This window comes from Pseudomonas sp. Leaf48 (assembly GCF_001421885.1).
Classification (GTDB): Bacteria; Pseudomonadota; Gammaproteobacteria; order Pseudomonadales; family Pseudomonadaceae; genus Aquipseudomonas.
Window position 1 is genome coordinate 769,800 of record NZ_LMLH01000028.1, and the last position, 23,663, is coordinate 793,462.

20 protein-coding genes and 1 pseudogene are annotated in these 23,663 nt (G+C 60.0%); 6 read left to right on the forward strand and 15 right to left on the reverse strand.

Going from position 1 to position 23,663, the window contains the following annotated elements; translation table 11 throughout:
* Positions 1 to 326: 326 nt before the first annotated feature.
* Positions 327 to 3,425, reverse strand: a complete 3,099-nt coding sequence (locus tag ASE98_RS19215; protein WP_060542899.1) for an efflux RND transporter permease subunit — start codon at positions 3,423 to 3,425, stop codon at positions 327 to 329.
* Positions 3,426 to 3,440: 15 nt separating this feature from the next.
* Entirely contained in the window at positions 3,441 to 4,598 is a 1,158-nt protein-coding gene (locus ASE98_RS19220; RefSeq protein WP_060542900.1) for an efflux RND transporter periplasmic adaptor subunit, read from the reverse strand.
* Between the two features lie 275 nt (positions 4,599 to 4,873).
* Between ASE98_RS19220 and ASE98_RS19225 the strand changes: the two genes are divergently transcribed.
* Positions 4,874 to 5,575, forward strand: coding sequence for a response regulator transcription factor (locus tag ASE98_RS19225; RefSeq protein WP_060542901.1), 702 nt, complete (start codon positions 4,874 to 4,876; stop codon positions 5,573 to 5,575).
* A gap of 4 nt (positions 5,576 to 5,579) precedes the next feature.
* A complete protein-coding gene (locus tag ASE98_RS19230) occupies positions 5,580 to 6,881 on the forward strand; it encodes an ATP-binding protein (protein ID WP_060542902.1) in 1,302 nt (433 codons plus the stop codon).
* 15 nt (positions 6,882 to 6,896) lie between these two features.
* Here ASE98_RS19230 and ASE98_RS26120 read toward each other — a convergent pair whose 3' ends face one another.
* Positions 6,897 to 7,991, reverse strand: a complete 1,095-nt coding sequence (locus ASE98_RS26120; protein ID WP_082457581.1) for an RHS repeat-associated core domain-containing protein — start codon at positions 7,989 to 7,991, stop codon at positions 6,897 to 6,899.
* Between the two features lie 326 nt (positions 7,992 to 8,317).
* Here ASE98_RS26120 and ASE98_RS19240 point away from each other — a divergent pair, with 326 nt between their 5' ends.
* The gene (locus ASE98_RS19240; RefSeq protein ID WP_060542904.1) at positions 8,318 to 8,572 is read left to right on the forward strand and encodes a hypothetical protein; all 255 of its coding nucleotides are present in this window, start codon (positions 8,318 to 8,320) and stop codon (positions 8,570 to 8,572) included.
* 14 nt (positions 8,573 to 8,586) lie between these two features.
* On the opposite strand, the gene ASE98_RS19245 is transcribed toward ASE98_RS19240, so the two are convergent.
* From ASE98_RS19245 to ASE98_RS19275, 7 genes are all read right to left on the reverse strand, one after another.
* Positions 8,587 to 9,348, reverse strand: coding sequence for an anti-sigma factor family protein (locus tag ASE98_RS19245; protein WP_060542905.1), 762 nt, complete (start codon positions 9,346 to 9,348; stop codon positions 8,587 to 8,589).
* The gene (locus ASE98_RS19250; protein ID WP_060542906.1) at positions 9,345 to 9,830 is read right to left on the reverse strand and encodes an RNA polymerase sigma factor; all 486 of its coding nucleotides are present in this window, start codon (positions 9,828 to 9,830) and stop codon (positions 9,345 to 9,347) included. Before ASE98_RS19250 ends, ASE98_RS19245 begins: the two co-directional genes overlap by 4 nt.
* A 66-nt stretch (positions 9,831 to 9,896) precedes the next feature.
* On the reverse strand, positions 9,897 to 10,442 hold the full coding sequence (locus tag ASE98_RS19255) for a tetratricopeptide repeat protein (RefSeq protein WP_060542907.1): 546 nt from the start codon (positions 10,440 to 10,442) through the stop codon (positions 9,897 to 9,899).
* Positions 10,443 to 10,828: 386 nt separating this feature from the next.
* Positions 10,829 to 11,782: a D-2-hydroxyacid dehydrogenase family protein gene (locus ASE98_RS19260; RefSeq protein WP_060542908.1), complete on the reverse strand. Its 954-nt coding sequence runs from the start codon at positions 11,780 to 11,782 to the stop codon at positions 10,829 to 10,831.
* A gap of 10 nt (positions 11,783 to 11,792) precedes the next feature.
* Positions 11,793 to 12,821: an alpha/beta fold hydrolase gene (locus ASE98_RS19265; RefSeq protein ID WP_060542909.1), complete on the reverse strand. Its 1,029-nt coding sequence runs from the start codon at positions 12,819 to 12,821 to the stop codon at positions 11,793 to 11,795.
* An 85-nt stretch (positions 12,822 to 12,906) separates the two neighbouring features.
* Positions 12,907 to 13,341, reverse strand: a complete 435-nt coding sequence (locus tag ASE98_RS19270; protein ID WP_060542910.1) for a YqaA family protein — start codon at positions 13,339 to 13,341, stop codon at positions 12,907 to 12,909.
* Positions 13,341 to 13,787 carry a DUF411 domain-containing protein gene (locus ASE98_RS19275; RefSeq protein ID WP_060542911.1) on the reverse strand — a complete coding sequence of 149 codons (447 nt, stop codon included), beginning with the start codon at positions 13,785 to 13,787 and terminating at the stop codon, positions 13,341 to 13,343. Before ASE98_RS19275 ends, ASE98_RS19270 begins: the two co-directional genes overlap by 1 nt.
* A 522-nt stretch (positions 13,788 to 14,309) precedes the next feature.
* On the opposite strand from ASE98_RS19275, the gene ASE98_RS19280 reads away from it, so the two are divergent.
* Positions 14,310 to 14,498 carry a hypothetical protein gene (locus tag ASE98_RS19280; protein WP_060542912.1) on the forward strand — a complete coding sequence of 63 codons (189 nt, stop codon included), beginning with the start codon at positions 14,310 to 14,312 and terminating at the stop codon, positions 14,496 to 14,498.
* Positions 14,499 to 14,514: 16 nt separating this feature from the next.
* Here ASE98_RS19280 and ASE98_RS19285 read toward each other — a convergent pair whose 3' ends face one another.
* The 3 genes and pseudogenes from ASE98_RS19285 to ASE98_RS19290 all read right to left on the reverse strand — a co-directional run bounded on the left by ASE98_RS19285 (position 14,515) and on the right by ASE98_RS19290 (position 20,275).
* Positions 14,515 to 14,886, reverse strand: a complete 372-nt coding sequence (locus ASE98_RS19285) for a hypothetical protein (protein WP_060542913.1) — start codon at positions 14,884 to 14,886, stop codon at positions 14,515 to 14,517.
* Positions 14,887 to 15,054: 168 nt separating this feature from the next.
* A pseudogene (locus ASE98_RS27325) lies at positions 15,055 to 15,299 on the reverse strand (hypothetical protein); the annotation flags it as partial.
* Positions 15,300 to 15,394: 95 nt separating this feature from the next.
* The gene (locus ASE98_RS19290; protein WP_060542914.1) at positions 15,395 to 20,275 is read right to left on the reverse strand and encodes a dermonecrotic toxin domain-containing protein; all 4,881 of its coding nucleotides are present in this window, start codon (positions 20,273 to 20,275) and stop codon (positions 15,395 to 15,397) included.
* A gap of 195 nt (positions 20,276 to 20,470) precedes the next feature.
* On the opposite strand from ASE98_RS19290, the gene ASE98_RS19295 reads away from it, so the two are divergent.
* Positions 20,471 to 21,511 (forward strand): Ldh family oxidoreductase, encoded by a 1,041-nt coding sequence (locus ASE98_RS19295; protein ID WP_060542915.1) that lies wholly within the window; start codon positions 20,471 to 20,473, stop codon positions 21,509 to 21,511.
* A 283-nt stretch (positions 21,512 to 21,794) separates the two neighbouring features.
* Here the strand turns inward: ASE98_RS19295 and ASE98_RS19300 are convergent, their stop codons facing one another.
* Positions 21,795 to 22,112, reverse strand: coding sequence for a DUF883 family protein (locus ASE98_RS19300; protein ID WP_060542916.1), 318 nt, complete (start codon positions 22,110 to 22,112; stop codon positions 21,795 to 21,797).
* 163 nt (positions 22,113 to 22,275) lie between these two features.
* Here ASE98_RS19300 and ASE98_RS19305 point away from each other — a divergent pair, with 163 nt between their 5' ends.
* Complete coding sequence (locus ASE98_RS19305; RefSeq protein WP_060542917.1) at positions 22,276 to 22,527, forward strand: hypothetical protein; 252 nt, start codon at positions 22,276 to 22,278, stop codon at positions 22,525 to 22,527.
* 128 nt (positions 22,528 to 22,655) lie between these two features.
* Here ASE98_RS19305 and ASE98_RS19310 read toward each other — a convergent pair whose 3' ends face one another.
* Positions 22,656 to 23,588, reverse strand: coding sequence for a LysR family transcriptional regulator (locus tag ASE98_RS19310; protein ID WP_060542918.1), 933 nt, complete (start codon positions 23,586 to 23,588; stop codon positions 22,656 to 22,658).
* Positions 23,589 to 23,663: the final 75 nt, after the last annotated feature.

Consider the following 23,663-nt stretch of genomic DNA (forward strand, 5'->3'; position numbering starts at 1 on the left):
CATTCGCGCGGCCAGACACAAATCCTCGCAGGAGCGAGCATGCTCCGGGCGGCGTTCCGACGATGGGCGTCAACGATAACGCGGGCATCCTGAATGCCCGCGGCGCTCTATGGTTTTTCGCGAGCGTGCTTGCTCCTACAATTGGCCGTGTTGGACTGTAGGAGCGAGCATGCTCCGGGCGGCGTTCCGACGATGGACGTGAACGATGACGCGGGCATCCTGAATGCCCGCGGCGCCCTCTGGTTTTTCGCGAGCGTGCTCGCTCCTACAGGGGGGCGGTCAGGCACAAATCGCCGGAGCGTCGCTCCCACAGGGATGATGTTTGTTCATATGTTTTTGTGGCGCTTGCGCACCAGCTTCATTACCACCACAAAAAACACCGGCACAAACACCACCGCCAGGGTCGCGCTGATCATCCCGCCAATCACCCCGGTGCCAATGGCTTGCTGGCTCGCCGAGCTGGCGCCGGTGGCGATCGCCAATGGCACCACACCGAGGATGAACGCCAGGGAGGTCATGACAATCGGCCGCAAGCGCAGGCGCGCGGCTTGCAGGGTTGCATCGACCAGGTCGTGGCCATCGTCATACAGGCTCTTGGCGAACTCGATGATCAGGATCGCGTTCTTCGCCGACAGGCCGATGATGGTGATCAGCCCGACCTTGAAGAACACATCGTTGGGCATCCCGCGCAGGGTCACGGCCAGTACCGCGCCGAGAACACCCAGCGGCACCACCAGCAGCACCGAAGTCGGGATCGACCAGCTCTCGTACAACGCCGCCAGGCACAGGAACACGATCAGCAATGACAACCCAAGCAGGATCGGTGCCTGGCTGCCGGACAAGCGTTCCTGCAACGACAGGCCGGTCCACTCCTGGCCCAGTCCCGCCGGGCCTTGCGCCACCAGGCGCTCGACCTCGGCCATGGCTTCGCCGGTGCTGTGGCCGGGTGTGGGCTCACCGGAAATGGCAATCGCCGGGTAACCGTTGTAGCGGGTCAGTTGCGCCGGGCCCAAGGTCCATTTGGCCTGGACGAACGCCGACAGCGGCACCATGTTGCCGTTGTTATTGCGCACATGCATTTTCAGCAGATCCGCCACCTGACTGCGCTGGTCGCCCTCAGCCTGCACGACCACGCGTTGCATCCGGCCCTGATTGGGGAAGTCGTTGATATAGGCCGAGCCGACGGCCGTGGATAGCACGTTGCCGATGTCGGCAAAGGACACGCCCAAGGCGTTGGCCTGCTTGCGGTCGACGATCAGATGCACCTGCGGCGCTTCGGCCAGGGCGCTTTCGCGCACGTTCATCAGGATCGGGCTTTTTTCGGCGGCCGCCAGAAATTCCGTGCGCGCCTGCATCAGCGCATCGTGACCGAGACCGCCGCGGTCCTGCAGGCGGAACTCGAAACCGCTGGACGTGCCCAGGCCATCTACCGGGGGCGGCAGTACGGCGAAAGACACCGCGTCCTTGATCTGGCTGAGGGCAATGTTGGCCCGGTCGGCAATAGAGCCAGCCGAATCGTCGCTGCCGCGCTCGGACCAGTCTTTCAAGGTGGTGAACGCCAGCGCCGCGTTCTGGCCGCTGCCGGAGAAGCTGAAACCGAGGATCACCGTACTGTCGCCGACGCCCGGTTCAGTGGCGTTGTGCGCTTCGATTTGTTCTACCACCTGCACCGTGCGGTTTTTGCTCGCGCCGGGCGGCAACTGAATGTCGGTGATGGTGTAGCCCTGGTCTTCCACCGGCAGGAACGAGGAGGGCAGGCGACTGAAGCAGATAACCAGTCCCGCCAACAGCACGCCATAGATCAACAGGTAGCGCCCGGTGCGTTTCAACGCATAGGCGACCCAGCCCTGATAGCGCTCGGTCAGTCGCTCGAAACGACGGTTGAACCAGCCGAAGAACCCGGTCCGTTCGTGGTGTTCACCTTTGGCGATCGGCCTGAGTAGCGTGGCGCACAGCGCTGGGGTCAAGGTCAGGGCGAGGAAGGCCGAGAACAGGATCGAGGTGGCCATCGACAGGGAGAACTGCTGGTAGATCACCCCGACCGAGCCCGGCATGAACGCCATCGGAATGAACACCGCCACCAGCACCAGGGTGATGCCGATGATCGCCCCTGTGATCTGGGTCATGGCTTTGCGCGTCGCTTCCTTGGGCGACAGACCCTCTGTGGCCATGATGCGTTCGACGTTCTCCACCACCACAATCGCGTCGTCGACCAGAATGCCGATGGCCAGCACCATGCCGAACATGGTCAGCACGTTGATCGAGAAACCCAGGGCGAGCATGGTCGCAAAAGTGCCCATCAACGCCACCGGCACCACCAGGGTCGGGATCAAGGTATAGCGGATGTTTTGCAGGAACAGGAACATCACCGCGAACACCAGCAACATCGCCTCGCCGAGGGTGTAGACCACTTTGGTGATCGAGACTTTCACGAAGGGCGAGGTGTCGTACGGAATCTTGTACTCGACGTTCGCCGGGAAGTAGCGCGCCAGCTCATCCATCTTCGCCCGCACCAGAGTTGCGGTGTTCAGGGCGTTGGCGCCGGGTGCCAATTGCACGCCGACGGCGGTCGACGGTTTGCCATTGAGCCGAGTGGAAAACTGGTAGTCCTGGCTGCCGATCTCGACCCGTGCCACATCACCGATACGCACTGTGGAGCCGTCGGGACTGGCTTTGAGCACGATGTCGGCGAACTCTTCGGGCGTCGACAGCTGGCCCTTGACCAGCACGGTGGCGGTGATTTCCTGGGTGCTGCGGGTTGGCAAGTCGCCCATGCTGCCGGCCGCTACCTGGGCGTTTTGCGCCACGATGGCGGAATTGACGTCGGCCGGGGTCAGGTTGAAACCGATCAGTTTTTGCGGGTCGATCCACACCCGCATGGCGCGTTCGGAACCGTACAACTGAGCCTTGCCGACGCCGTCCAGACGCTTGATTTCGTTCATCACGTTGCGCGCCAGGTAATCGCTGAGCGCCACGTCGTCGAGCTTGCCGTCACTTGAGGTCAGGGTGATCAGCAACAGAAACCCGGACGAGACTTTCTCCACCTGCAAGCCTTGCTGGATGACCGCTTGCGGCAGGCGCGACTCCACGGCCTTGAGGCGGTTCTGCACATCCACCTGGGCCAGTTCCGGGTTGGTGCCCGGTTTAAAGGTGGCCTTGATGGTGGCGCTGCCGAGGCTGCTCTGGGATTCGAAATACAACAGATGATCGGCGCCGTTGAGCTCTTCCTCGATCAGGCTGACCACGCTCTCGTCCACCGTTTGCGCCGAGGCGCCCGGGTACACGGCATAGATTTCGATCTGCGGTGGTGCGACATCGGGGTATTGCGCCACCGGCAATTGTGGAATGGCCAATGCACCGGCCAGCAGGATGAACAGGGCCACCACCCAGGCGAACACCGGGCGGTCGATAAAGAACTGCGGCATAAACAAGCGTCCTGCTTACTGACCAGAAACCTGGGCAAGGGGAAGAGGGGTGTCGTCGATCTGCACTTTCTCGCCGGGGCGTGCGTGTTGCAGGCCTTCGATGACGATGCGGTCACCCGGCTTGAGGCCGCCGGTGACGATCCAGCGATTGTTCTGCACGGCGCCCAGTTCGACCGGCTGCAGGCCGACCCGTTGTTCGTCGTCCAGCAGCAGTACCTGGGCGACACCGGCGCTGTCGCGCTGGATGGCCCGCTGCGGCACGCTGATGCCTTGCTGGTTGACCGCCTGCTCCAGGCGCACACGCACGAAACTGCCGGGCAGCAGGTCGAGATCCGGGTTGGGGAACTCGCTGCGCAGGATGATCTGGCCGGTGCCCGGGTCGACGCTGATGTCACTGAACAGCAACTTGCCCGGCAATGGATAGAGGCTGCCGTCGTCCTGGATCAACGTGGCCTTGAGCTGAGCCTGGCCGACCTGCTGCAACTGGCCGGAACGGAACGCGCGGCGCAGTTCGTTGAGCTCGCGGGTTGATTGGGTCAGGTCGGCGTGAATGGGATTGAGTTGCTGGATCAGCGCCAGCGGCGTGCTTTCGTTCTGCCCGACCAGCGCGCCTTCGGTGACCAGGGCGCGACCGATGCGCCCGGAAATCGGTGCGGTGACGGTGGCGTAGCCCAGGTTGAGCTTTGCCCGCTCCACGGCGGCTTTGCTGGCGGCGACGTCGGCGGCGGTTTGGCGCACGGTGGCCCGGGCGTTGTCGTAATCCTGGCCGCTGATGGCCTTGTCACCGATCAACTGGGCATAGCGTTGTTCCTGCAAGCTGGCCTGATAGGCATTGGCCTCGGCTTTGCGCAGCACCGCTTCGGCGCTTTGCAAATCTGCTTTGAATGGCGCCGGGTCGATACGGAACAGCACATCACCTTGTTTCACGTCACTGCCTTCGCGGAAGGCCCGCTGCAAGACCACGCCGGCCACCCGCGCGCGCACTTCGGCAATGCGCGGTGCGGCTATCCGCCCGCTCAGTTCGGTGCTGATGGTCAATGGCCGGGCTTCGATGGTTTCGATGCGCACGGTGGCCAGCGGCGCCTGTTCTTCGGCGTTCGAGGACTTGTCACACGCGGCCAGCGGCAACACCAGTGCAATCAGACCGAGCCTGGCAAGCAGATTTTTCGACATTTCATACCCCAATAAAGACCCCAGAATGCTACCGGGCGTCGGCGAGGGTAGCGGTGAAGCATTGTTGGTGCTGTGTGAAATTGTGTAAGGGTTTTACTCAGGTGTGGGCGGGGGCGTATATCCTGCACTTCTTGAATTCAATTGTGACTGTGAGGCCGCCTTCGCGGGCAAGCCCGCTCCCACAGTGGATATGTGGCGTTCACACAATCCCTGTGGGAGCGGGCTTGCCCGCGAAGGGGCCGGTACAGGCACCACCGCACCTTTTGGAACACCCCATGCCCAACATCCTCCTGGTCGAAGACGACGCCGCCCTCGCCGAACTGATTGCCAGCTACCTGGAACGCAACGGTTACTCCGTCAGCGTGATCGGCCGTGGCGACCCTGTGCGCGAACGTGCCCGACTCACCCCGCCGGACCTGGTGATCCTCGATCTGATGCTGCCCGGCCTCGACGGCCTGCAAGTCTGCCGCCTGCTGCGCGCCGACTCGGCGACGCTGCCGATCCTGATGCTCACCGCCCGGGATGACAGTCACGATCAAGTGCTGGGCCTGGAAATGGGCGCCGACGACTACGTCACCAAACCCTGCGAGCCGCGGGTATTGCTGGCCCGGGTGCGGACCCTGTTGCGCCGCAGCAGCCTCAGCGAACCGCAGACCGTCAACGACCGTCTCCTGATCGGCAACCTGTGTATCGACCTGTCCGAGCGTACCGTGACCTGGCGTGAGCAACTGGTGGAACTGTCCAGTGGTGAATACAACCTGTTGGTGGTACTGGCCCGGCATGCCGGCGAAGTGCTGAGCCGCGACCAGATTCTGCAACGCCTGCGCGGCATCGAATTCAATGGCACCGACCGTTCGGTGGACGTGGCGATTTCCAAGCTGCGCCGAAAATTCGACGACCACGCCGGCGAAGCCCGCAAGATCAAGACGGTGTGGGGCCGGGGCTACCTGTTCAGCCGATCCGAGTGGGAATGTTGAGCTGATGTACAGAATCCTCTTTCGCCTGTACCTGGTGACGATCGTCTCGTTCAGCGCCGCGATTTACCTGGTACCGGACATTGTGGTCAGGGTGTTCCAGGAGCGCTTTGTCACCTACAACCTCGATTATTCCCGTGGTTTGCAAACCCTGATCGTCAAACAGTTTCACGGGGTTCCCGCAGAACAATGGCCGGCCCTGGCGGCGCAAATGGACGCGGAATTCCAGCCGCTGCACATCGTGCTCAGCCGCAATGACGACGCTGGTTTGACCGCCGACGAGCGCCAACGCCTGCAGCGCGGCGAGAACGTCGTACGTGTCGGCGACTGGGGCTGGCGCACCCTGGCGGTGGCGCCGCTCAACGACACCACTGTGGTGCAAATGGTGGTGCCGCCAGACCCGATGGACGTCAACCTGTTGTACTGGAGCATCAACGTGCTGATTGGCGCGACCATGCTCGCCTGCCTGTTGCTGTGGTTGCGTCCGCACTGGCGCGACCTGGAGCGACTCAAAAGCACCGCCGAGCGCTTCGGCAAGGGCTACTTGAGCGAGCGTACGCAGATCTCTCCAAACTCCAGTATTGGTAGCCTGGCTGCGGTTTTCGATACCATGGCCGGCGACATCGAAAACCTGCTCAACCAGCAGCGCGACCTGCTCAATGCGGTGTCCCACGAATTGCGCACGCCCTTGACCCGGCTGGACTTCGGTCTGGCGCTGGCGCTGTCCGACGATTTGCCGGCCGCCAGCCGCAAGCGCCTGCAAGGCCTGGTCGCGCACATCCGCGAACTCGACGAGTTGGTGCTGGAATTGTTGTCCTACAGCCGCCTGCAAAATCCGGTGCGCCTGCCCGAGCAGGTCGAGGTGTCGCTGGACGAATTCATCGACAGCATCCTGGGCAGCGTCGACGAAGAATTGCAATCGCCGCAAATCGTCATCGACGTGTTGCTACACGGCCAGCTGGAGCGCTTCAGCCTCGACCCGCGCCTGACCGCCCGGGCCCTGCAGAACCTGCTGCGCAATGCCATGCGCTACTGCGAGAAGCGCATTCAGATCGGCGTACAGGTCAATGCCGAGGGCTGCGAGATCTGGGTCGATGATGACGGCATCGGTATTCCCGACGACGAACGCGAACGGATTTTCGAGCCGTTCTATCGGCTCGATCGCAGTCGGGATCGGGCCACTGGCGGGTTTGGTCTGGGGTTGGCGATCAGTCGCCGGGCGCTGGAAACCCAGGGCGGAACGCTGACGGTGGAAGCCTCGCCCTTGGGAGGGGCGAGGTTTCGGTTGTGGTTGCCGATGCCGGGGTGAGTGTGGGTCTACTTCTTACGAATTCTTACGAAACGGGATTGTTCCTCGAATATCCTCACGTGCTGCTACGACGGTGTTGTAGCCTGGTAGGCTGGAAAGAGTATTTGTTGAGTTAGGTGTTGGTGCTGGAGGGGCGGATGGCGTGAAGTTGCCTGCAGATGTTTGTGCTTTGCTGAGGAAAGGGCTTGTAGGTGGTGTAGATGTAGGTGTTGCTTTGCTGAGTAGAGGGCTTGCAGGTGGTGTATGTGTAGGTGTAGGTGTAGGTGTAGATCGACTGGTGACAGGAGGGCTTACAGGGACTGGTGCATTGCTGGCACCTGTACGAGTACCCATCGGTTGCATCGGGATGGAGTTGCGACGCCTCGATGGATTAAGGAGCAGCCCAACTCGGTTTCCCATTGACGCCGAAAGGGCTGCTGCACCAGCTGTGAAAAACATAGCTGATGCCAGATGGAGCCCGGCAGACGTGTACGTATTGTTCATGGTAGACGGGTGCTCATCTTTAATGAGTAAGGCAGCTAAGCTAGTAGCTGAACCCACGACGAAAAAAGACAAAGAAAGAGCTGTCAACACCGAAATGTGACCAGTCGGATCACTTCGATTCACCGGATTCCCCTTGCAGTACGCATACGCATTCAACCCACCCTCCCCAAACGGACTCCAACTGTCCGGGCTGTTGAAGCGCTTCAACACCGCGTTGTACTGCCGATAACCTTGACCCAACGGATAGTGACCGGTCACCGGGTCTGGTCGCTCACCATTGAAAGCGAGCAGGCTGTGTAATCCTTTTTTCGCAGGGTGATGGCCGTAGGCGGCATAGGCAACAGGATGGGATTGAGCGGTATCCAGCGCATTGATTACCGAACGTTGTGGGTCGGTAGCCAGCAGGGTGGTGTCGGTGCTGGTACCCTCACGCCGCGCTTGAGCCAGCAGATGGTCGTCGTGCTGGATGATGCTGCGCTGCACGTCGCCTTGAATTTCACTGGCCAGGCGGCTGTTGCAGTAGAAGCGCCGGATGGCGGATTGCGTGGTAGGCGTGCTGTCGACCAGACGGTCCAGCGCATCATAGCGGTGGTGACACAAGAGGGAATGCTGAGTAGAGGGAGGCATTGCTAGAGCTCCAGGTGGATTTTCGAATAACCGATTTCAAGCGTCCTCCCTTTTCTTGATCTTGCCCACTATCAGAACTGCTAGGGTCCGCGCGGAAACAGGCGTACGTCCACGCTTGAGGTATGGTTGTCTGACCGTTGGGCAAACACTCGCTCATTTGTCTCACTACCGGAAAACCAACTCGGCAAGACGGCGACCGTCGAAAAATGTCCGTTGCATCTGTCAGGTCTGACAGTAGCCAGGAGCAAAGATTGAGCGTTTCATTAGCGCTGGCCTTCACTGGCTTCAGGGCTGTCAGAATGTGACGGCAATGCAGGAGCATGGACATGGATGCGCCCCTTACAAAAACAACCGGGCTGGGCACCATCGACGCGATCAGACCCGTCAGGGTCGAGGCAACGTCGACTCTCTACGCCATGGTCATCCCCGATGACGGTGGTGGTTCGCGGCTGGCGATCCGCATCGGGCCCAAGACGATGGCCAAAGGCAGTGAAGCTTTTGTGGTTGGCGACAAGGTGAGATTTACCTTGCTGGCAGGTGAGTTTCCCAAGGCCCGGGACCTGATGAAACTTCAAGATTAAAGTGGGGAGCGTTGTCAGGCGCTGAGGCGGCTGCGCAACAGTTGCGCCATTTCCGTCAGATCCGACGTCGGGTTACGTCCAATCAACATCCAGGCATGTTCCATATCGGCCCAATACACGATATTGAGCCCGCGTCGCTGCTCTTCGGTGGGGGCCTGTCTGCCGCTGTTAGAGCGGATGATGCACAACGCCATGGGGCCATGGACCGGGTCCAGATAAGTGATCTGGGCAATGGGTACGCCGTCGTATTCAAGAATTTGCGCACGCTTGAATTCGGCGCCTGGCAGAAGCAGTTTGGCCGGCGCGAGATCGAGGCCCAGGCGTGCATCGAGGATTCTCAGTTGTGCGTGCCGGGCGGTTGCGTCGACAGGTAGATGGGCCAGGGTCTGCGGCACGTAAAGTGCCATGTAGTCGGCCACCAGTTCTCGCCAGTTGTCTTTCTCCCGGGTCAGTTGCCACCCCAGGAACAAGCGATCGGCCAGCACACCACTGAGCACCAGCCCTGCGGCTGCGGCGAGGAACCACCGGCGGCTGTACGCGGGACGGGCAGGGGACGGCAGGGTGTCGAGCATCGCTTGCAGGCGTGCCACCGGGGCCTGGCGCGCCAGTTCATCGTAGGCGTCCTTGAACGGCAGGCTACTGCGATCGAGCCATTGCAGGCGCAAGCTCAACATCGGGTCGGCGGCGATGGCCGAGTCAATGCGCTCGCGCTGTTCGGTGTCGAGCTGGTTGTCCAGATAGGCCACCAGTTGCTCGTCCGAGGGTGTCGCGTTCATCGACGTTCTCCGTTGGTGGGGTTGCGCACCGCGTGTAGCGGCGGATATTCGGCCAGCTTCGTCCGTGCGGCGGCCAGGCGACTCATGACCGTGCCAATCGGCACTTGCAGCACTTCGGCGACTTCGCGGTAGGACAGGCCTTCGACGTAGGCCAGGAATACCGTTTCGCGCTGGGTTTCGGGCAGCGCATCGACGCGGCGGATCACCTGCGCGGCGAGCACATGGGTTTGCGCCGCGTATTCGCCATCGAACGACAATGCCTCATCAGCGTCGACCGTGCCCTGGCCAAGTCGCACCCGCCGGGCGCGGACTTCATTGAGCCAGATCGAATGCAGAATGCTCAGCAGCCAGCGGTCCATGCGCGTGCCCGACACGAACTGCCCGGCCCGTTCCAGTGCGCGCACGCAGGTCGCCTGCACCAGGTCATCGGCAACATGCCGTTGCCGGGACAGCAGCAGGCCGTAGCGCCACAAACGCCCCAGGTGCTGATTGAGTTCTGCTCGTATGGCCTGATCGCTGGCGATGTAGACCTCCGTCCGCTCGGGGAGTCAGGTTTTCGATGAATCGTTGATGGCTTCGGCCAGGTCCTGGTATTCCTCACAACGGGTATCGCCGCAGATGGCTTTGATCTGCTGCAACTGTTCCTGCGCCAGGTCCAGGCGGCCTTTGATGACATAAGCCTCACCGAGGTATTCGCGCACTTGCGCGTACTGCGGGTCGAGCTTGACCGATTGCAGGTAGTAGCCGATGCCCTCGTCGGTACGCCCCAGTTTACGCGTAGCGTAGCCGCGATAGTTGAGGGCTTTGGCAGTGTTCGGGTTCTTCAGGGTGTCGAGCAGGGCCAGGGCTTCTTCGTAGCGACCGTCTTTGGCCAGTTGCCAGGCATAGTGGGTGCGGTCTTCATCCGGCACCAGGCTGCTGGTTTGCCTGACGCATTTCTGTGCCCGGGAGTCGAAGACCTGGCCTTTGGGGCAGTTGGGTCTGGCCGGTGCCTCGTCGTCTTCACCGCCACCACCATTGGCCAGCGCCAGGGAGCCGGACAAGGCGACGGCCAGGAACAGCGAGGTAGCCAATGCAGCGAAACGGATGTTCATGGGCAAAGCTCCACAGGTGAATACGTTTCAGATCGGGTCGCGCCCCGGCAACATGCAGCGCAAGATTGAGACATCAAGCAGGCTGTAAAAGTGAAAGACCATGGCCCAGCGTAGATCTTCATCGGTCATGAAAGATGAACACCGCACAATGGATAATTATTCATTCGTTCTGGTGTTGTTTTGAGGAAAGTTCACATCGCAGCGTTACACCTTTATCAGCGTTCAGCAGCGTCATTGCCGGTGATGCCCTCTTCGCGAGCAAGCCCGCTCTCACATTGGATCCTCAGTAGCCACAGATTTTGTGTCTTGCGTAAATCCCCTGTGGGGGCAGGCTTGCTCGTGAAGGGGCCGGGAGTCGCTGCAAAGCTGTTGAATGTGCCGGGTAATCAACCCAACAAGCGCACCGGCGAGCCCGCCGCCCAGGCCTGGATATCCTCGATCATCTGCGAGAAGAACAACTGATAGTTCTGCTGGCTGACATAGCCGATATGCGGCGTGGCCAGCACGTTGTCCAGGGTGCGGAACGGGTGATTCGCGGGCAAGGGCTCATGCTCGAAGACATCCAGCGCCGCGCCGGCCAGCCGCTGTTTTTGCAGGGCCTTGATCAGCGCCGCCTCATCGACAATCGGCCCGCGAGCGGTGTTCACCAGCAGCGCCGTGGGTTTCATCCAGCCCAGGGCCTGAGCATCGACCAGACCCCGGCTGCGCTCGCTGAGTACCAGATGCACCGACAGTACGTCGGCCTGTTCGAACAGTTCCTGCTTGCTGACGCAGGTTACGCCGACCTGCGCCGCGCGTTCTGCCGTGAGGTTTTCGCTCCAGGCGATCACCCGCATGCCGAACACCTGACCGAATTGCGCAACACGTTGGCCAATACTGCCAAGACCGAGTATCGCCAGGGTCTTGCCGTGCAGGTCGCCCCCCAGCCCTTGCTGCCAGCGGCCGGCGCGCAAGGCATTGGCTTCAACCACCAGATTGCGAGTCGCCGCCATGATCAGGGCCCAGGTCAATTCCGGCGCGGCATGTTTGTAGCTGTCGCTGCCACTGACCTCAATACCCAGTGCAGCAGCAGCCTTGAGGTCGAGGGCGGCGTTGCGCATGCCGCCGGTCACCAGCAACTTGAGCTTGGGCAGACGTCGCAACAGGTCTTCATCGAAACGGGTGCGCTCACGCATCACGCAGATCACTTCAAACTTCCCGAGGCGCCGGGCCAGGCTTTCGTTGTCGACAGGGTAGTCGTGGAGAAAGCTCACCTGGCCGATGGCGTCCAGCACTGACCAGTCCACCACTTCCCGGGCCACATCCTGCCAATCATCCAGCACGGCAATCTGCACAGTCATCAGCGTTACCTCACTCCGGCACGGGGTTGGTTTTGCTCAGCCAGGCCAGCAAGGCCTGATGGAACTGCTCCGGCTCTTCCATCTGCGGCGCATGGCCCATGCCGGGGAACTCGACCAGGGTCGACTGCGGAATCAGTTTGGCCACTTGTTTGCCGAGCACGTCGTAATGCCCCAGCTTCGCCTTGACTTCTGGCGAGGCAATGTCGCTGCCGATGGCGGTAGTGTCGGAGGTGCCGATCAACAACAGGGTCGGCATTTTCAGGTTGGGGAATTCGTAGTACACCGGTTGAGTGAAAATCATGTCGTAGATCAACGCCGAATTCCACGCCACTTGCGTATGCCCCGGGCCTTTGTTCAGGCCGGCGAGCATGTCCACCCAGCGATCGAATTCCGGCTTCCAGCGGCCACCATAATAGGTGTTGCGTTCATAAGTGCGGATGCCGTCGGCGCTGAGCTTGAGTTCGCGCTCGTACCATTGATCCACGGTGCGGTAGGGCACACCGAGGGCTTTCCAGTCTTCGAGGCCAATGGGGTTGACCAGGGCCAGTTGCTCGACCTGTTCGGGAAACAGCAGAGCATAGCGGGTGGCGAGCATGCCACCGGTGGAATGCCCCAACAGGGTTGCTTTCTGGATGCCCAGGGCCTTGAGCAATTGCTGGGTGTTGTTCGCCAGTTGCTGGAAGCTGTATTGGTAGTGCTGCGGTTTGCTGGAGGTGCAGAAGCCGATCTGGTCCGGAGCGATGACCCGGTAGCCGGCATCGCTCAGGGCTTTGATCGAACTGTCCCAGGTGGCGCCGCAGAAATTCTTGCCGTGCATCAATACCACGCTGCGACCATTGGCCTTGCCGTGGGCCGCGACGTCCATGTAGCCCATCTGCAAAGACTGGCCCTGGGATTCAAGGGCGAAATGCTTGAGCGTGTAGGGGTACTCGAAACCTTGCAGTTCGGGGCCATATTCCGGCCCTTCGGCATGGGCGACGACGGGCAACGCAGCGCTCAGAAAGAGCCCGGGCAACCAGCGGGAAAAGAAAAGCGACATGGGTGAACTCCATAGAACGTCCGCCGATTCTGGATCGGCACGATTAGGGCGACATTAATCACAGGCAATCGCCAACCCTATTGGTTCAACCCATCCAGCCCAGCGTTGCCAGGGCCAGTACCCCATAGCGGGCGCCTTTGGCTACTGTCACGATCAACAGAAAACGCCCCAACGGCTCGCGCATCACCCCGGCCACCAGGGTCAGCGGGTCGCCGATGATCGGCAGCCAGCTCAGCAGCAACGACCAGTGGCCGTAGCGCTGATAATGAGTCCGCGCCTTTTCCAGATGTGCCGGGCTGACCGGGAACCAGCGGCGCTCGCGAAACCGTTCGATGCCGCGCCCCAGCCACCAGTTAAGCAGCGAACCCAGGACGTTGCCCAATGTCGCCACGGTCAGCAATGCCCAGAGCCAGTAGTGATCGCTGAGCAACAACCCCACCAGCAGTGCTTCGGACTGCAACGGCAACAGCGTCGCCGCACCGAACGCGGCGAAGAACAGCCCGATGTATGCCCCCGACATCAATGGGCGGGGTAGTCCGCTATCACCGTGTCAGTGCCGTCCTTTTTCAGGCCGATAACCTGATAGGCATCGCTTTTGCCGTCCATTTCCATGCCGGGCGAACCCATGGGCATGCCGGGAGCGGCGACACCCAGCAGATCATTGCGCTTGCTCAATGCCTTGACCTGATCGGCCGGCACATGACCCTCGACGAACTTGCCGTTGATCAATGCGGTGTGGCAGGACGACAGACGCGGCGGCACACCGTGCTGTTGCTTGAATTCGCTCATGTTGGTTTCGACGTGGTCCTGGACCTTGAAGCCATTGTCTTGCAGGTGGGTGATCCACTTTTTGCAGCAGCCACAATTGGCGTCGCGGTGCACTTCGATCGGAATCAGGTCGGCGGCCTGGGCCAGGGAGGAGATGAACAGGGCGCTCAGGGCGATCAGACGCAGGTGGGTTCGCATGGGAAGTGTCTCGTTGTGGCGGGCAAAAAAATGCATTCTGACCCGTTTTTCCGGTCAGGCATCGCAGGATTGTTTCGAATTGATACAAAGGCAGAGGCATTGATTATCGTAGATCAACGCTGTCAGCTGGATGAGGGGAAGATTACAAATCTGACAGCGGGGCTCTGACAGATTATCGATGCGGTAAAGCCAAAACGTGCCATCGGCTGTAACATGAGCGCCTTTTACAGCGCCCGTCCCGGGACAACGGCAGGCGCCTGGGATGCGTGGTGAGGGAGCTTGTGTGGCGAGGGGGCTTGCCTGTGGCGAGGGGGCTTGCCCCCGTTGGACTGCGCAGCAGTCCCATTTTTTTGGGGGCCGCTTCGCAGCCCAGCGGGGGCAAGCCCCCTCGCCACAAAAGCCCCTTTATCCACACAAACCCCTAATCCACACCATCCACTTAGCTACTCAGGCCCCTAGCCAAATCAATGGCATGCCTGCAACACAGACCCGAACCATTTTCCAGCTTTTCAGGAACCCGCAATGACTCAGTCGCAACGTTTGAAATACTCGATTCTGATCTCCCTGGTGGTACTGGCGATCATGTTTGGCCTTTCCTGGTTGCAGAACACCGGCGTCATCAGCGAGAAACTGTTCCAGTACATCGCCATCGGCGTGGCGGTTATCGTGGTGGTCATCAATGGCATGATGCGCCGCAAGGTCAAGCCCTGAGCAGGGCCGGGCCTGATCAGTCCCGGTGCAGAATGGCGGCAGCCTGTGGATGCAGGCTGTAGCTCTTGTCCGGATTGAGGACAATCACGCCCTCACTGCACAGGCGCTTGAGCACTTCACGCACGCTTAAAAAGGACAGGGGAATATCCAGGTCCAGCAAGTGGCTGTGAACACCGCGCACGCCCAGGCTGCGCTCGCTTTCGGCGGCGCTGAGCAGGGCATCGATGACTTTCAGGCGAATCAGGCTGGTGCGCAGGCCAAAGCTCTTGAGCAGGCTTCGGATCCGCTCGTTGCCGTGGCGCTCGATACGCGGCTCGTATACGCCGACTTCCATGGAAGTACCCTTTGGCGCGTTGCTACCGTCCGTTGGCAGTTGCGAGTTGTACATGCAAAACTCCTTTTTGAGAGCCAGGTCGGAAAAACGGGCGCTTGAATAGCTCTTGAATAAGTAGACGTATGAACGGCACCAATCATGAAGGCTCAAATGTAGAAATTTTGTAATCATTGCGTGATCAGTCTGTAAGCCGCTGCGCAAATGCGACTTTCAAACTGAGTTTTAGTCGTTGATTTCGTTCCTGAAGGGAAGCTCAGCGCGCAGTGTCGGTCGCCTTTTCGCAGACTTTTGCGGCATCGAGTTGATCACCAGATTGCCGTCCTGGTTGCGTGTCAGGTAGATCGGCAGCTCCCTGGGCAAGGACTTCACCAGGCCATCGATCTCTTTGATGTTGTAGATGCTACCGATATGGATCGATCCGCGGCTTATGTCCGCGCCAGCAAGAGTTTATCCAGATAGCGATTGATGGGCTCATCCTGATTCCCGGCATTCGAACCGTGACGGAAGTTGTCGAGAGCATCCGTCACGGCAATTACCCATCTACTCAGGCATCTATTCAGATTCAGGGCGTACTGACGTGTAACTGGCGTCCCAACTGGGTGATTAACCAGGTGACGCTGTCGGCGTTACCGAGTTGCACGGCCATCCGAATCAGGGGCTCGGCTGCGAAACGTGTGCGTGCTTCGCTCAGACTCGGTTTGCCGGTCAGTTTCAGAACCCGTTCCTTGGCTTCGTCGGTGTCCTCATAAGTGGTACTTCCCAAGTCCTCCCATTGGCCCAGGTCGGCGTTGTAGACCGCGAACAGTTCATTGAGGGGAGTGTGGCTCGACAGCGCTTTGCGTTGCAGATCGGACAGTGCCTTCTTTAAGTTTTTGGCCCGTTGTGGGGACGTTTCGATCAAGTCGTGAAAAGGCCTGCCAGAGTCGAGGTAAGCAATATCCGCGGTTTGGCAGGCAATGTGGGAAAGCTCATGGATAAGGGTGGCCGCCCGGGAGTGAGCCCTGATGGGAAAGGCGGCGTCCGTCATGTAGTTGCGGTAGTAGTCGAAGTTGGGGTGAAAGAATCGTTCCGTCAGATAGATGATCCGCTGCGGGTCCTTAGGCACGACAAATGCGTAGGTGTGATCTTCATCCGCGAGGACGCGGCCGACGGCAAATCGTTTCGACTTCGGCTTTCTGAGCGAGGGTTCGAGCAGGGCGGCAAACACATCACCGACGACTTTTTCCAGCGCGGTCACATGCGCAGGCAGCACGGCCGGTACATCAAGAAAGTCCATGATGAGCCGGTGAACCGGTGTCAGCGTGTTCCCGGAAGTATTGAGCAATTGCAGATTGCGAAAGGCATTCCACGCATAGCTGGTCGCCAGGTCGAGGCCTTCATCGATCAAGCGCGCCTTGACTGGAAACAACCGGCGAATTTGCGGCATACCCTTGGCCTGGATGTTCATGCCCTCCCAGGCGGAGTAGGCTGAACTCCAACGGTTGATGATGCCCAGGCTTGGGATTTTTTCCAGGTCGAGGACCCATTGCTTCGATACATTCTGGCGCACGTAGGGCCCCAGGGGTTTCTTGCCGGCTATCCGCCAGCGTTCACCGTTTTTCTCCAGTGAATACACTTTGCCTTCAACGGGGGCATAGTTCTTTTTGTCGGTTGAATCGGTGTAAAGCCCGAGGCTCGTGTCCAGCATCAGGGAACCGAGATCAACCCCGGTGGATTCAAAACGCTGCAACTGCGTGCGTCCTGGCGCGGTGACGGCGATGTCCTTGTAGTTGAATCGCTTCTCTGGCGTTTTTATCTTGTCCTTTGCATCTTCTGCCTTTGTCTCTGTGTCGTCTTGCGCGTCAGGCTCGCTCACCGCCGACGCCGGGGTTTGTTGTGCCTCCAGCGATTGGCGCAAGCTGGCGAGCTGCCCGACTCCGCTGATGAACTCCCTGATTGCGGCGCTCCACCGGTGGGTCTGCAAGTCTTCGGCGGACTGTTTGAACTCACGGAAACTCTGCCATACGGTGATCGGGTAGCGCAGTTTGCCGGTGAAAAACGATGTGGCCAGGTCGAGATCCTCGCCCAGCACCTGTTTGACGGTTTCCCATTGCTCCCGGGAATTGTTTTCGGACTGCAAGCCAAGGAACCGACTGATCAACCCGAGGTTGTCCTTGAGCAACCGCTGGAACAGGTTCGCCTTGACGGGAGTCGACGCCAGGCTGATGCCACCGGTTTGACCGGCGGTGGCGGCCAGCTTTTCCTTGCACAGTTCGCGCACCTGCGCCGGCACGCTGTTGAGCACCCAGTCGCGCAGTGCGCCATGGGTTTTCAGTTCGGTAATCAGTGCAGCTTCATTTTCGTACTCCCGGAGACTGTGCCTGGCGCTATAAGGCGCGAGCAGCACCTGTGGACCGGTCGCCTCGTCTTTGTCGCCGACCAGATAGACGCCTGGCACCGAAATAGTCTGCTGCTCCCTGATGCCTTTGAGCTCCAGCGGCCGAATTATCGCACTCGCCCCCTCGACGGCCGCTCGGGCAATGGCATCGGGCATGTCCATGACCTGCTTGATCAGGTCGAAACCGGTTTCACTCAGGCGTTCCTGGAGCTTTTCTGTGTGGGCGAAGTGCATCAGTTGCCATGGAAGTTGCGCGGCAAAGCGATTGCGTCGTTCGGTTGCGTCCGCGTATGTCGTGGCAAACGCTGTGTCGAGGATGGCCTGCTGGTGCTGACCGAGCTTCAGATTGCGGATCAGGGTCTTGATGTAGTTTGCGTCCATCGCCTCAGGGATCTTTTTACCCTCATCCAGCGAGACGAGGGTGAAGCGCGCGGCGTCCAGTTCCTGGAGATGGTCCAGGGCAAAGTTCGTGAGGGTTTGCGCCTTTGCTGTCGAGGCCCCGCGTGCGCTGATCTGCAGTTCGATTTTGTCCGGGTCGAGGTCGAAGGTGTCAGCCTTGAGTTGTTTGTGCAGTTCATGATGCGCTGTGCGAGCCAGCGAGCGAACACCGCTGAGGTAGTCCTGGTCTTTGTCGACGTTACGCAGGTATTGCTCCAGCAACTCGGCATGCAGGATCTGGTCTTGAATCGACGCCTTGGCCAGCCAGGGCGGAGTGTTTTGCTGGGTGATCAGCGATTGGGCGATGTCTGTCGCGCGGCGCAGTCCGGTCTGGGGTTCGCGCAGCGCCACCAGTTTCAGCAAATCGGTGCGGGTTGCGACCGCTGATCGGGTGTCGGTGGCCAGTGCCTTGGTGACGCTGACCCGGTCCAGTTGCACAAAGGGCTTTTGCACATGCTCGAAAAGATGGTCGACCACCCGTTGCAGGGGGGCCAGGGTGTAGGACCGGCCCGGCAATCGCTCGCTGCGGCCGAGGTTTTCCAATAGTGTGAGGCGCTTATCGTGATCCTTCAGGCGTCCTTCGAGTTCGGCCAGCAAAGGAGCCAGGGAAGGGAAGGCTTCGAACCCCAAAGCCGGCGTCCACAGGATGGCTTTGCCCGAATGCTCCCGGTCCAGCCCGCCACGTTCGGTCAGCACGAAACAGCTGGCCAGTGGCAACGGCTCATCGGGGTTGCCGGTTTGCAGCGCCAGGGAAAAGGCATCAGGCAGAAAACCGTTGAGGGCAGCGCGCTGCAGTTTCTGCGGTGTCTGCAGCACAGTGCGGATGATTGCCTGCTCCGGCGCACTCAATGTACGCGCCACGGTTCGCAATTGCAGTTCGCTTTTCAACGCTGTGGCAAACAGATTGGCAAAGTCCGCTTGTAACGTTTTCAAGGATGAGTCGACATTTGCCGCTGCCTCGTCGACAGAGCTTGCAGTCGTGGCGACGGAGGGATGGCTTTCAATACGTTTTTCAAGGGCTTGCTCGAGCGTTGCAAGCGTGGCCAATTGCTGTTTGGCCGACTCTGCCCGCACGGTGGCCGGTTGCGCGGTCCAGCGCAGATCGGTTTGCGTGCTCCAGCGCCCGCCAGCGTCGGTGCTCAGCAATCGCTGATCGATCATTGCGCGCACATCCAGAGCCTTGTCGATCAACGCATGCGGGTCAAGTGTGCCTTCGCTTTCGCGGTAGCGGTTCAAGGCGTAGGTGAGGTTGCTCAGTTGCCTGTCGAGAATGCCCGTCATCAACCGTTCGAATACCGGGGTGGTGACAGGTTCTGCGATAATCATGCGATCGTCTAAAGGTGTGAGTTCGATAAAGGTATTGCGCTCCTGAAGTGAGAGGAAGTTGAGCAGGTTGTCTTCATGGCCTTCACTTATCATCATTTGCAACACGGTTTTTCGAACGCTGGACAGGTCGCTCGCGACTTCGATGCCTCTGCCTGGGCTGTACAGATAACCGAGGGCGTCGGCTTTACCGATCATCAAGGTGCAGGCCAACTCCACGTAATGTTTAAAGGGCGCGGTGACCCGTACCTTCTCAACACGCACAGGGCTGGTCGTTGCCGACTCGAGGCCGACCGCGATCAGTTGCAGATAGCCCTCAGCCGTCAAAACGCCTTGCTGGCGTTTCAGCAACAGGTCGAGGTAGTAGGCGTCACGCAGGCATTGGGAGAAAAACGCCTGGCGGGACGGCCCGTTGTTGACCGAGGTGTACCAGTAGGTTTCGATCAGGCTTTGCAAGCGCGGCGTGAAACTCTGCACGATTTGCTGCAGCGTGCTCTCCCAGGTTTTATTGTCGGCCTCGCTGCTGGTGCCATGGAGGGGGTTGGAAAATGTCCTGGTATCGCCAGACGGCCAGTGGTTGTTGTGCAAATACAGCTGGAGCAGGGCGTCGCTCAGTGGCACGGAAGAGGTTTTTTTTCGGGTGACCTTGTCATCGGAAGCGGTTGTCGAAGTGGTCACAGTGTCCATTCGGGTATGACGTTGATCCAGTGCCGCGAATGGCTTGTGGAACGCGATTTTCAGGGTTTCGTCGAGCATCCACTGCAGTGACGGTGCCTCGACCAGCTCGGCCATCATGGCCGTGAGGTTAGCGGCTCTATTGCGCTCAAGGATATGTTCCTGACGCTGAAATACCGCGGCGTCGATGTCCTGGGTGGTAATGCCCGGTGCGCTGCCTGCCAGTACCCGGGTACGCTGTGCGACGGACAGAAAACGCAGCAGTTCGTGCTTGCCGGTCTCCTGTCCGAGCCATTCTTCGAGCTTGCTCTTTAAATCATCCATGTCGGCGAATTTGATCAGGCCTTTCCAGGGCGTGTAGAGCACCGCTTCACCGTTGGCCGGGCGGCTCATGGCAAAGGCACCGGCCATGGGAATGGCGGGCTTGTCGGCAAGGACCAGCAGCAGTTCATGGACCTGCATGGGATTTTTTGCGGCGGTACGGGCTGCTTTGTCAGGTAGATAAACAGTCTTCAACCAGTTCAGGTCATCCAGCGTGAATTTCAACGCGTTTTCCCGGTCGCCGGGCTGGTTGGCCGTGGAAGCGCGCTCCGCTTCCTCAAAAAAATAGGGAGTCGATGACTCAGGCATGGTGTTTCCTCGAAAGAGTGCGATAGAGGTTCGATCGCAGGTCGTTGGGTCGAGGGAAGACAATAGGGCGGACGGACTGGTCAGGGTGCGGTACATATTGCTGGGCGCGATAACGCGAGAGGCTTGACAGAAAGCCGGTAGGGAAGCACTTAATCGGCGGGTCGCCCGTCTCTAATAATAAAACTGGAGCTTCAAATGACCGCTTCGCCTGAAATGGCAGTCAGTTCGGCCAAACAAACCCTCGATTTCAATTCACTGGTGGTACTGCTCGAACAGATTTTCGTGCGACATGGCACCTCTGCCGAAGTCGCCAGGACCCTGGCGCTCAACTGTGCCGGTGCCGAACGTGACGGTGCGCACAGCCACGGTGTATTCCGGATTCCGGGGTACGTCTCCACGCTGCAAAGCGGCTGGGTCGACGGTCAGGCCGTCCCGGTGGTCGAAGATGTGGCTTCGGGGTTTGTCCGGGTTGACGCCGGTAACGGGTTTGCTCAGCCCGCCCTTGCCGCCGCGCGCGAGTTGTTGGTGGAAAAAGCCAGAAGCGCCGGCATTGCGGTGCTGGCAATCCGTAATTCACACCATTTCGCCGCGTTGTGGCCGGATGTCGAACCCTTCGCCTATGAAGGCCTGGTGGCCCTGAGTGTGGTCAACAGCATGACCTGCGTGGTGCCCCACGGCGCTGACCGACCATTGTTCGGTACCAACCCGATTGCCTTCGCTGCCCCGCGTGCCGAGGGTGAGCCGATTGTCTTCGACCTCGCGACCAGTGCCATTGCCCATGGCGATGTGCAAATTGCTGCGCGCAAGGGCGAGCACTTGCCCGAAGGCATGGGCGTGGACAGCTTGGGCCAGCCAACGCAAGAACCCAAGGCGATACTTGAAGGCGGAGCGCTGCTGCCGTTCGGTGGGCACAAGGGTTCGGCGCTGTCGATGATGGTGGAATTGCTGGCGGCGGCGCTGACCGGGGGTAACTTTTCCTTCGAGTTCGACTGGAAGAATCATCCGGGCGCCAAGACACCGTGGACCGGTCAGTTACTGATCGTGATCGACCCGAGCAAGGCGGCCGGCCAAGGCTTCGCCGAACGCAGCAAGGAACTGGTGCGACAGATGCATGGGGTTGGCTTGAAGCGCTTGCCGGGGGATCGGCGTCATCAGCAACGCGCCCAATCCCAGGCCTGCGGCATCACTCTCGATGCTCAGACGCTGGCTAATCTGCACGAGCTGGCAGGGCGCTGACATACGAGGAACACCCCGCCCCCTGTAGGAGCGAGCATGCTCGCGAAAAAACCGGAGAGCGCYGCGGGCATTCAGGATGCCCGCGTTATCGTTMGAGTCCATCGCGAGCRTGCTCGCTCCTACAAGGATKTGTGGGGTTTGGGTGATGAGTGTCTGGCCGCCCCCCTGTAGGAGCGAGCATGCTCGCGAAAARCCSGAGRGCGCCGCGGGCATTCAGGAKGCYCGCGTTATCGTTGRMGTCCATCGCGAGCGTGCTCGCTCCTACAAGAGGGGGGAGTTGTGTTCAACGCCGACCGAGCAGCAACCCCACCACCAGGCCGAAGCCGGCGGAAATGGCCACGGTTTGCCATGGATGGCCGCCGATATAGCTTTCAGTGGCTTCGAATGCAGGCTGGGTGCGGTCGCGAACGCTGCTGACCGAATCTCTGGCTTGCTGCAGTTTCAGGGCAATTTGCCCGCGCAGGGTTTCCGCTTCCTCTCCAACCAGTGACGCACTGCTTTTAAGCAGCTTTTCCGACTCTTCGATCAGCGTCTGCAGCTCGCTGAAGGCTTGATCCTTGATTTGATCTTCGGCGGCTTGCATGGCGGTTTTACGGGCCATTGAAGTACTCCTTGCAGTTAATGGACAGTGAACAATGGAGTCTGCCGCCGTCGAAAAAGTTGCAGCATTTTTACCTGCCAGGGCAATCAGGCTGAAAAACCGGCGCAGGACAATTCCTCCTACAGTGTAAGATGTCGCCTATTTTACGCAGCAGGAAATTCCCATGAGCTTCAATCTGGCCGACAAACCCCTTGCCGAGCGCGCAGCGCTTGAAGACGAGAAATCCCGTCTGTTCGAACTCTGGCAAAACAACCTGGGCAAAGCCAAGGGCGAGGCCGCACGGTTGTTCGGCGAGCGGGCCAAGCGCAAAGGCAAGTGGGCTGAGTGGGTGCGCTCTGAACTGGACGGCATGTCACCGCCTGAGTACGCCAACATGGTGCGCAGCGAAGTCAATCGCCTGATGGCCGCCAAATAACCCTCAATCACGCAGCTACATGCCCTGCGTCGTATGACAGAGCCGAGGTTTCACAAAAAACGGTAGGAGCCGGCTTGCTGGCGAAGCGGTCTTGAGCGTTGCGTTGCCGGTTCCTGCGTCATCTCTGGTTAGGTCAGTTCCAGTGGATCGTCGTCTGAGAAAATCGTGACAATGGCCTGCCTGACTTTCAACACCAGCGGATCGAGCCCGGTACTGGTCCGCCAGCCCAGTTCGATCGGGTAGCGCGGCAAGGCCAGCGGGCAGGGCAGCAGGGTCAAACCGCTGAGTGCGGCGATGCTGCGGGCAGCGTGGCCCGGAATGGTCGCCACGGCCTGGCTGCCCTTGAGCAGATACGGCAGCGCGGCAAAATGCGTGGTCGAGGCGCATACCCGTCGACTCAGGCCCACGGCGGCCAGGCCTTCGTCGGTAATCCCGATAAAACCGCCCGATGACACCAGAATGTGTTCGCGGGCGACAAATTCTTCAAGGCTGATGTGCTGCTGGCCTTCGATCAAGCTCGTCGGGTCCACCAGACACCAGTAATCGCCTTCACCCAATACCTGTCGGCTAAGCAGGCGCTCGGCAAAACCACCAGCGGTGATCGCCAGGTCGATGCTGCGCTCCATCAGGGCCTGGGCGACGATCTGGCTGTGGGTCTGACGAAAAATCAGGCGCAGCTTCGGCGCGCAGCGGGCGATTTCTTCGATCAGCCGACGGCCGTAGGCAATTTCAAAATCATCTGACATACCCACGGTGACCGAGCGGCCCTCGTAATGGTGTGCAGCCGGGTCGACCATTGCCAGGCTTTGCCGGCACTTGTCCAGCGCATCACTGACCACCGGTTTCAGTTGATTGGCCCTGAGGGACGGCGCCAGCCCGCGCCCGGTGCGCACGAACAATTGATCACCGTACACCTGGCGTAGCCGGCGCAGTGCCGCGCTGACCGCCGACTGCGTAACGCCAAGGCGCAAGGCGGCACGGCTGGCACTGGATTCTTCGTGCAGCGCCTCGAAGACTTTCAGCAGGTTCAGGTCGACGTCGGTGATATTCATATGGCTCATATCATTCAGCAGTGATTCGGTCTTTATTCATGATCGCGGCGCGCCGCAGAATGAGCAACACCTGACGCCAATGGA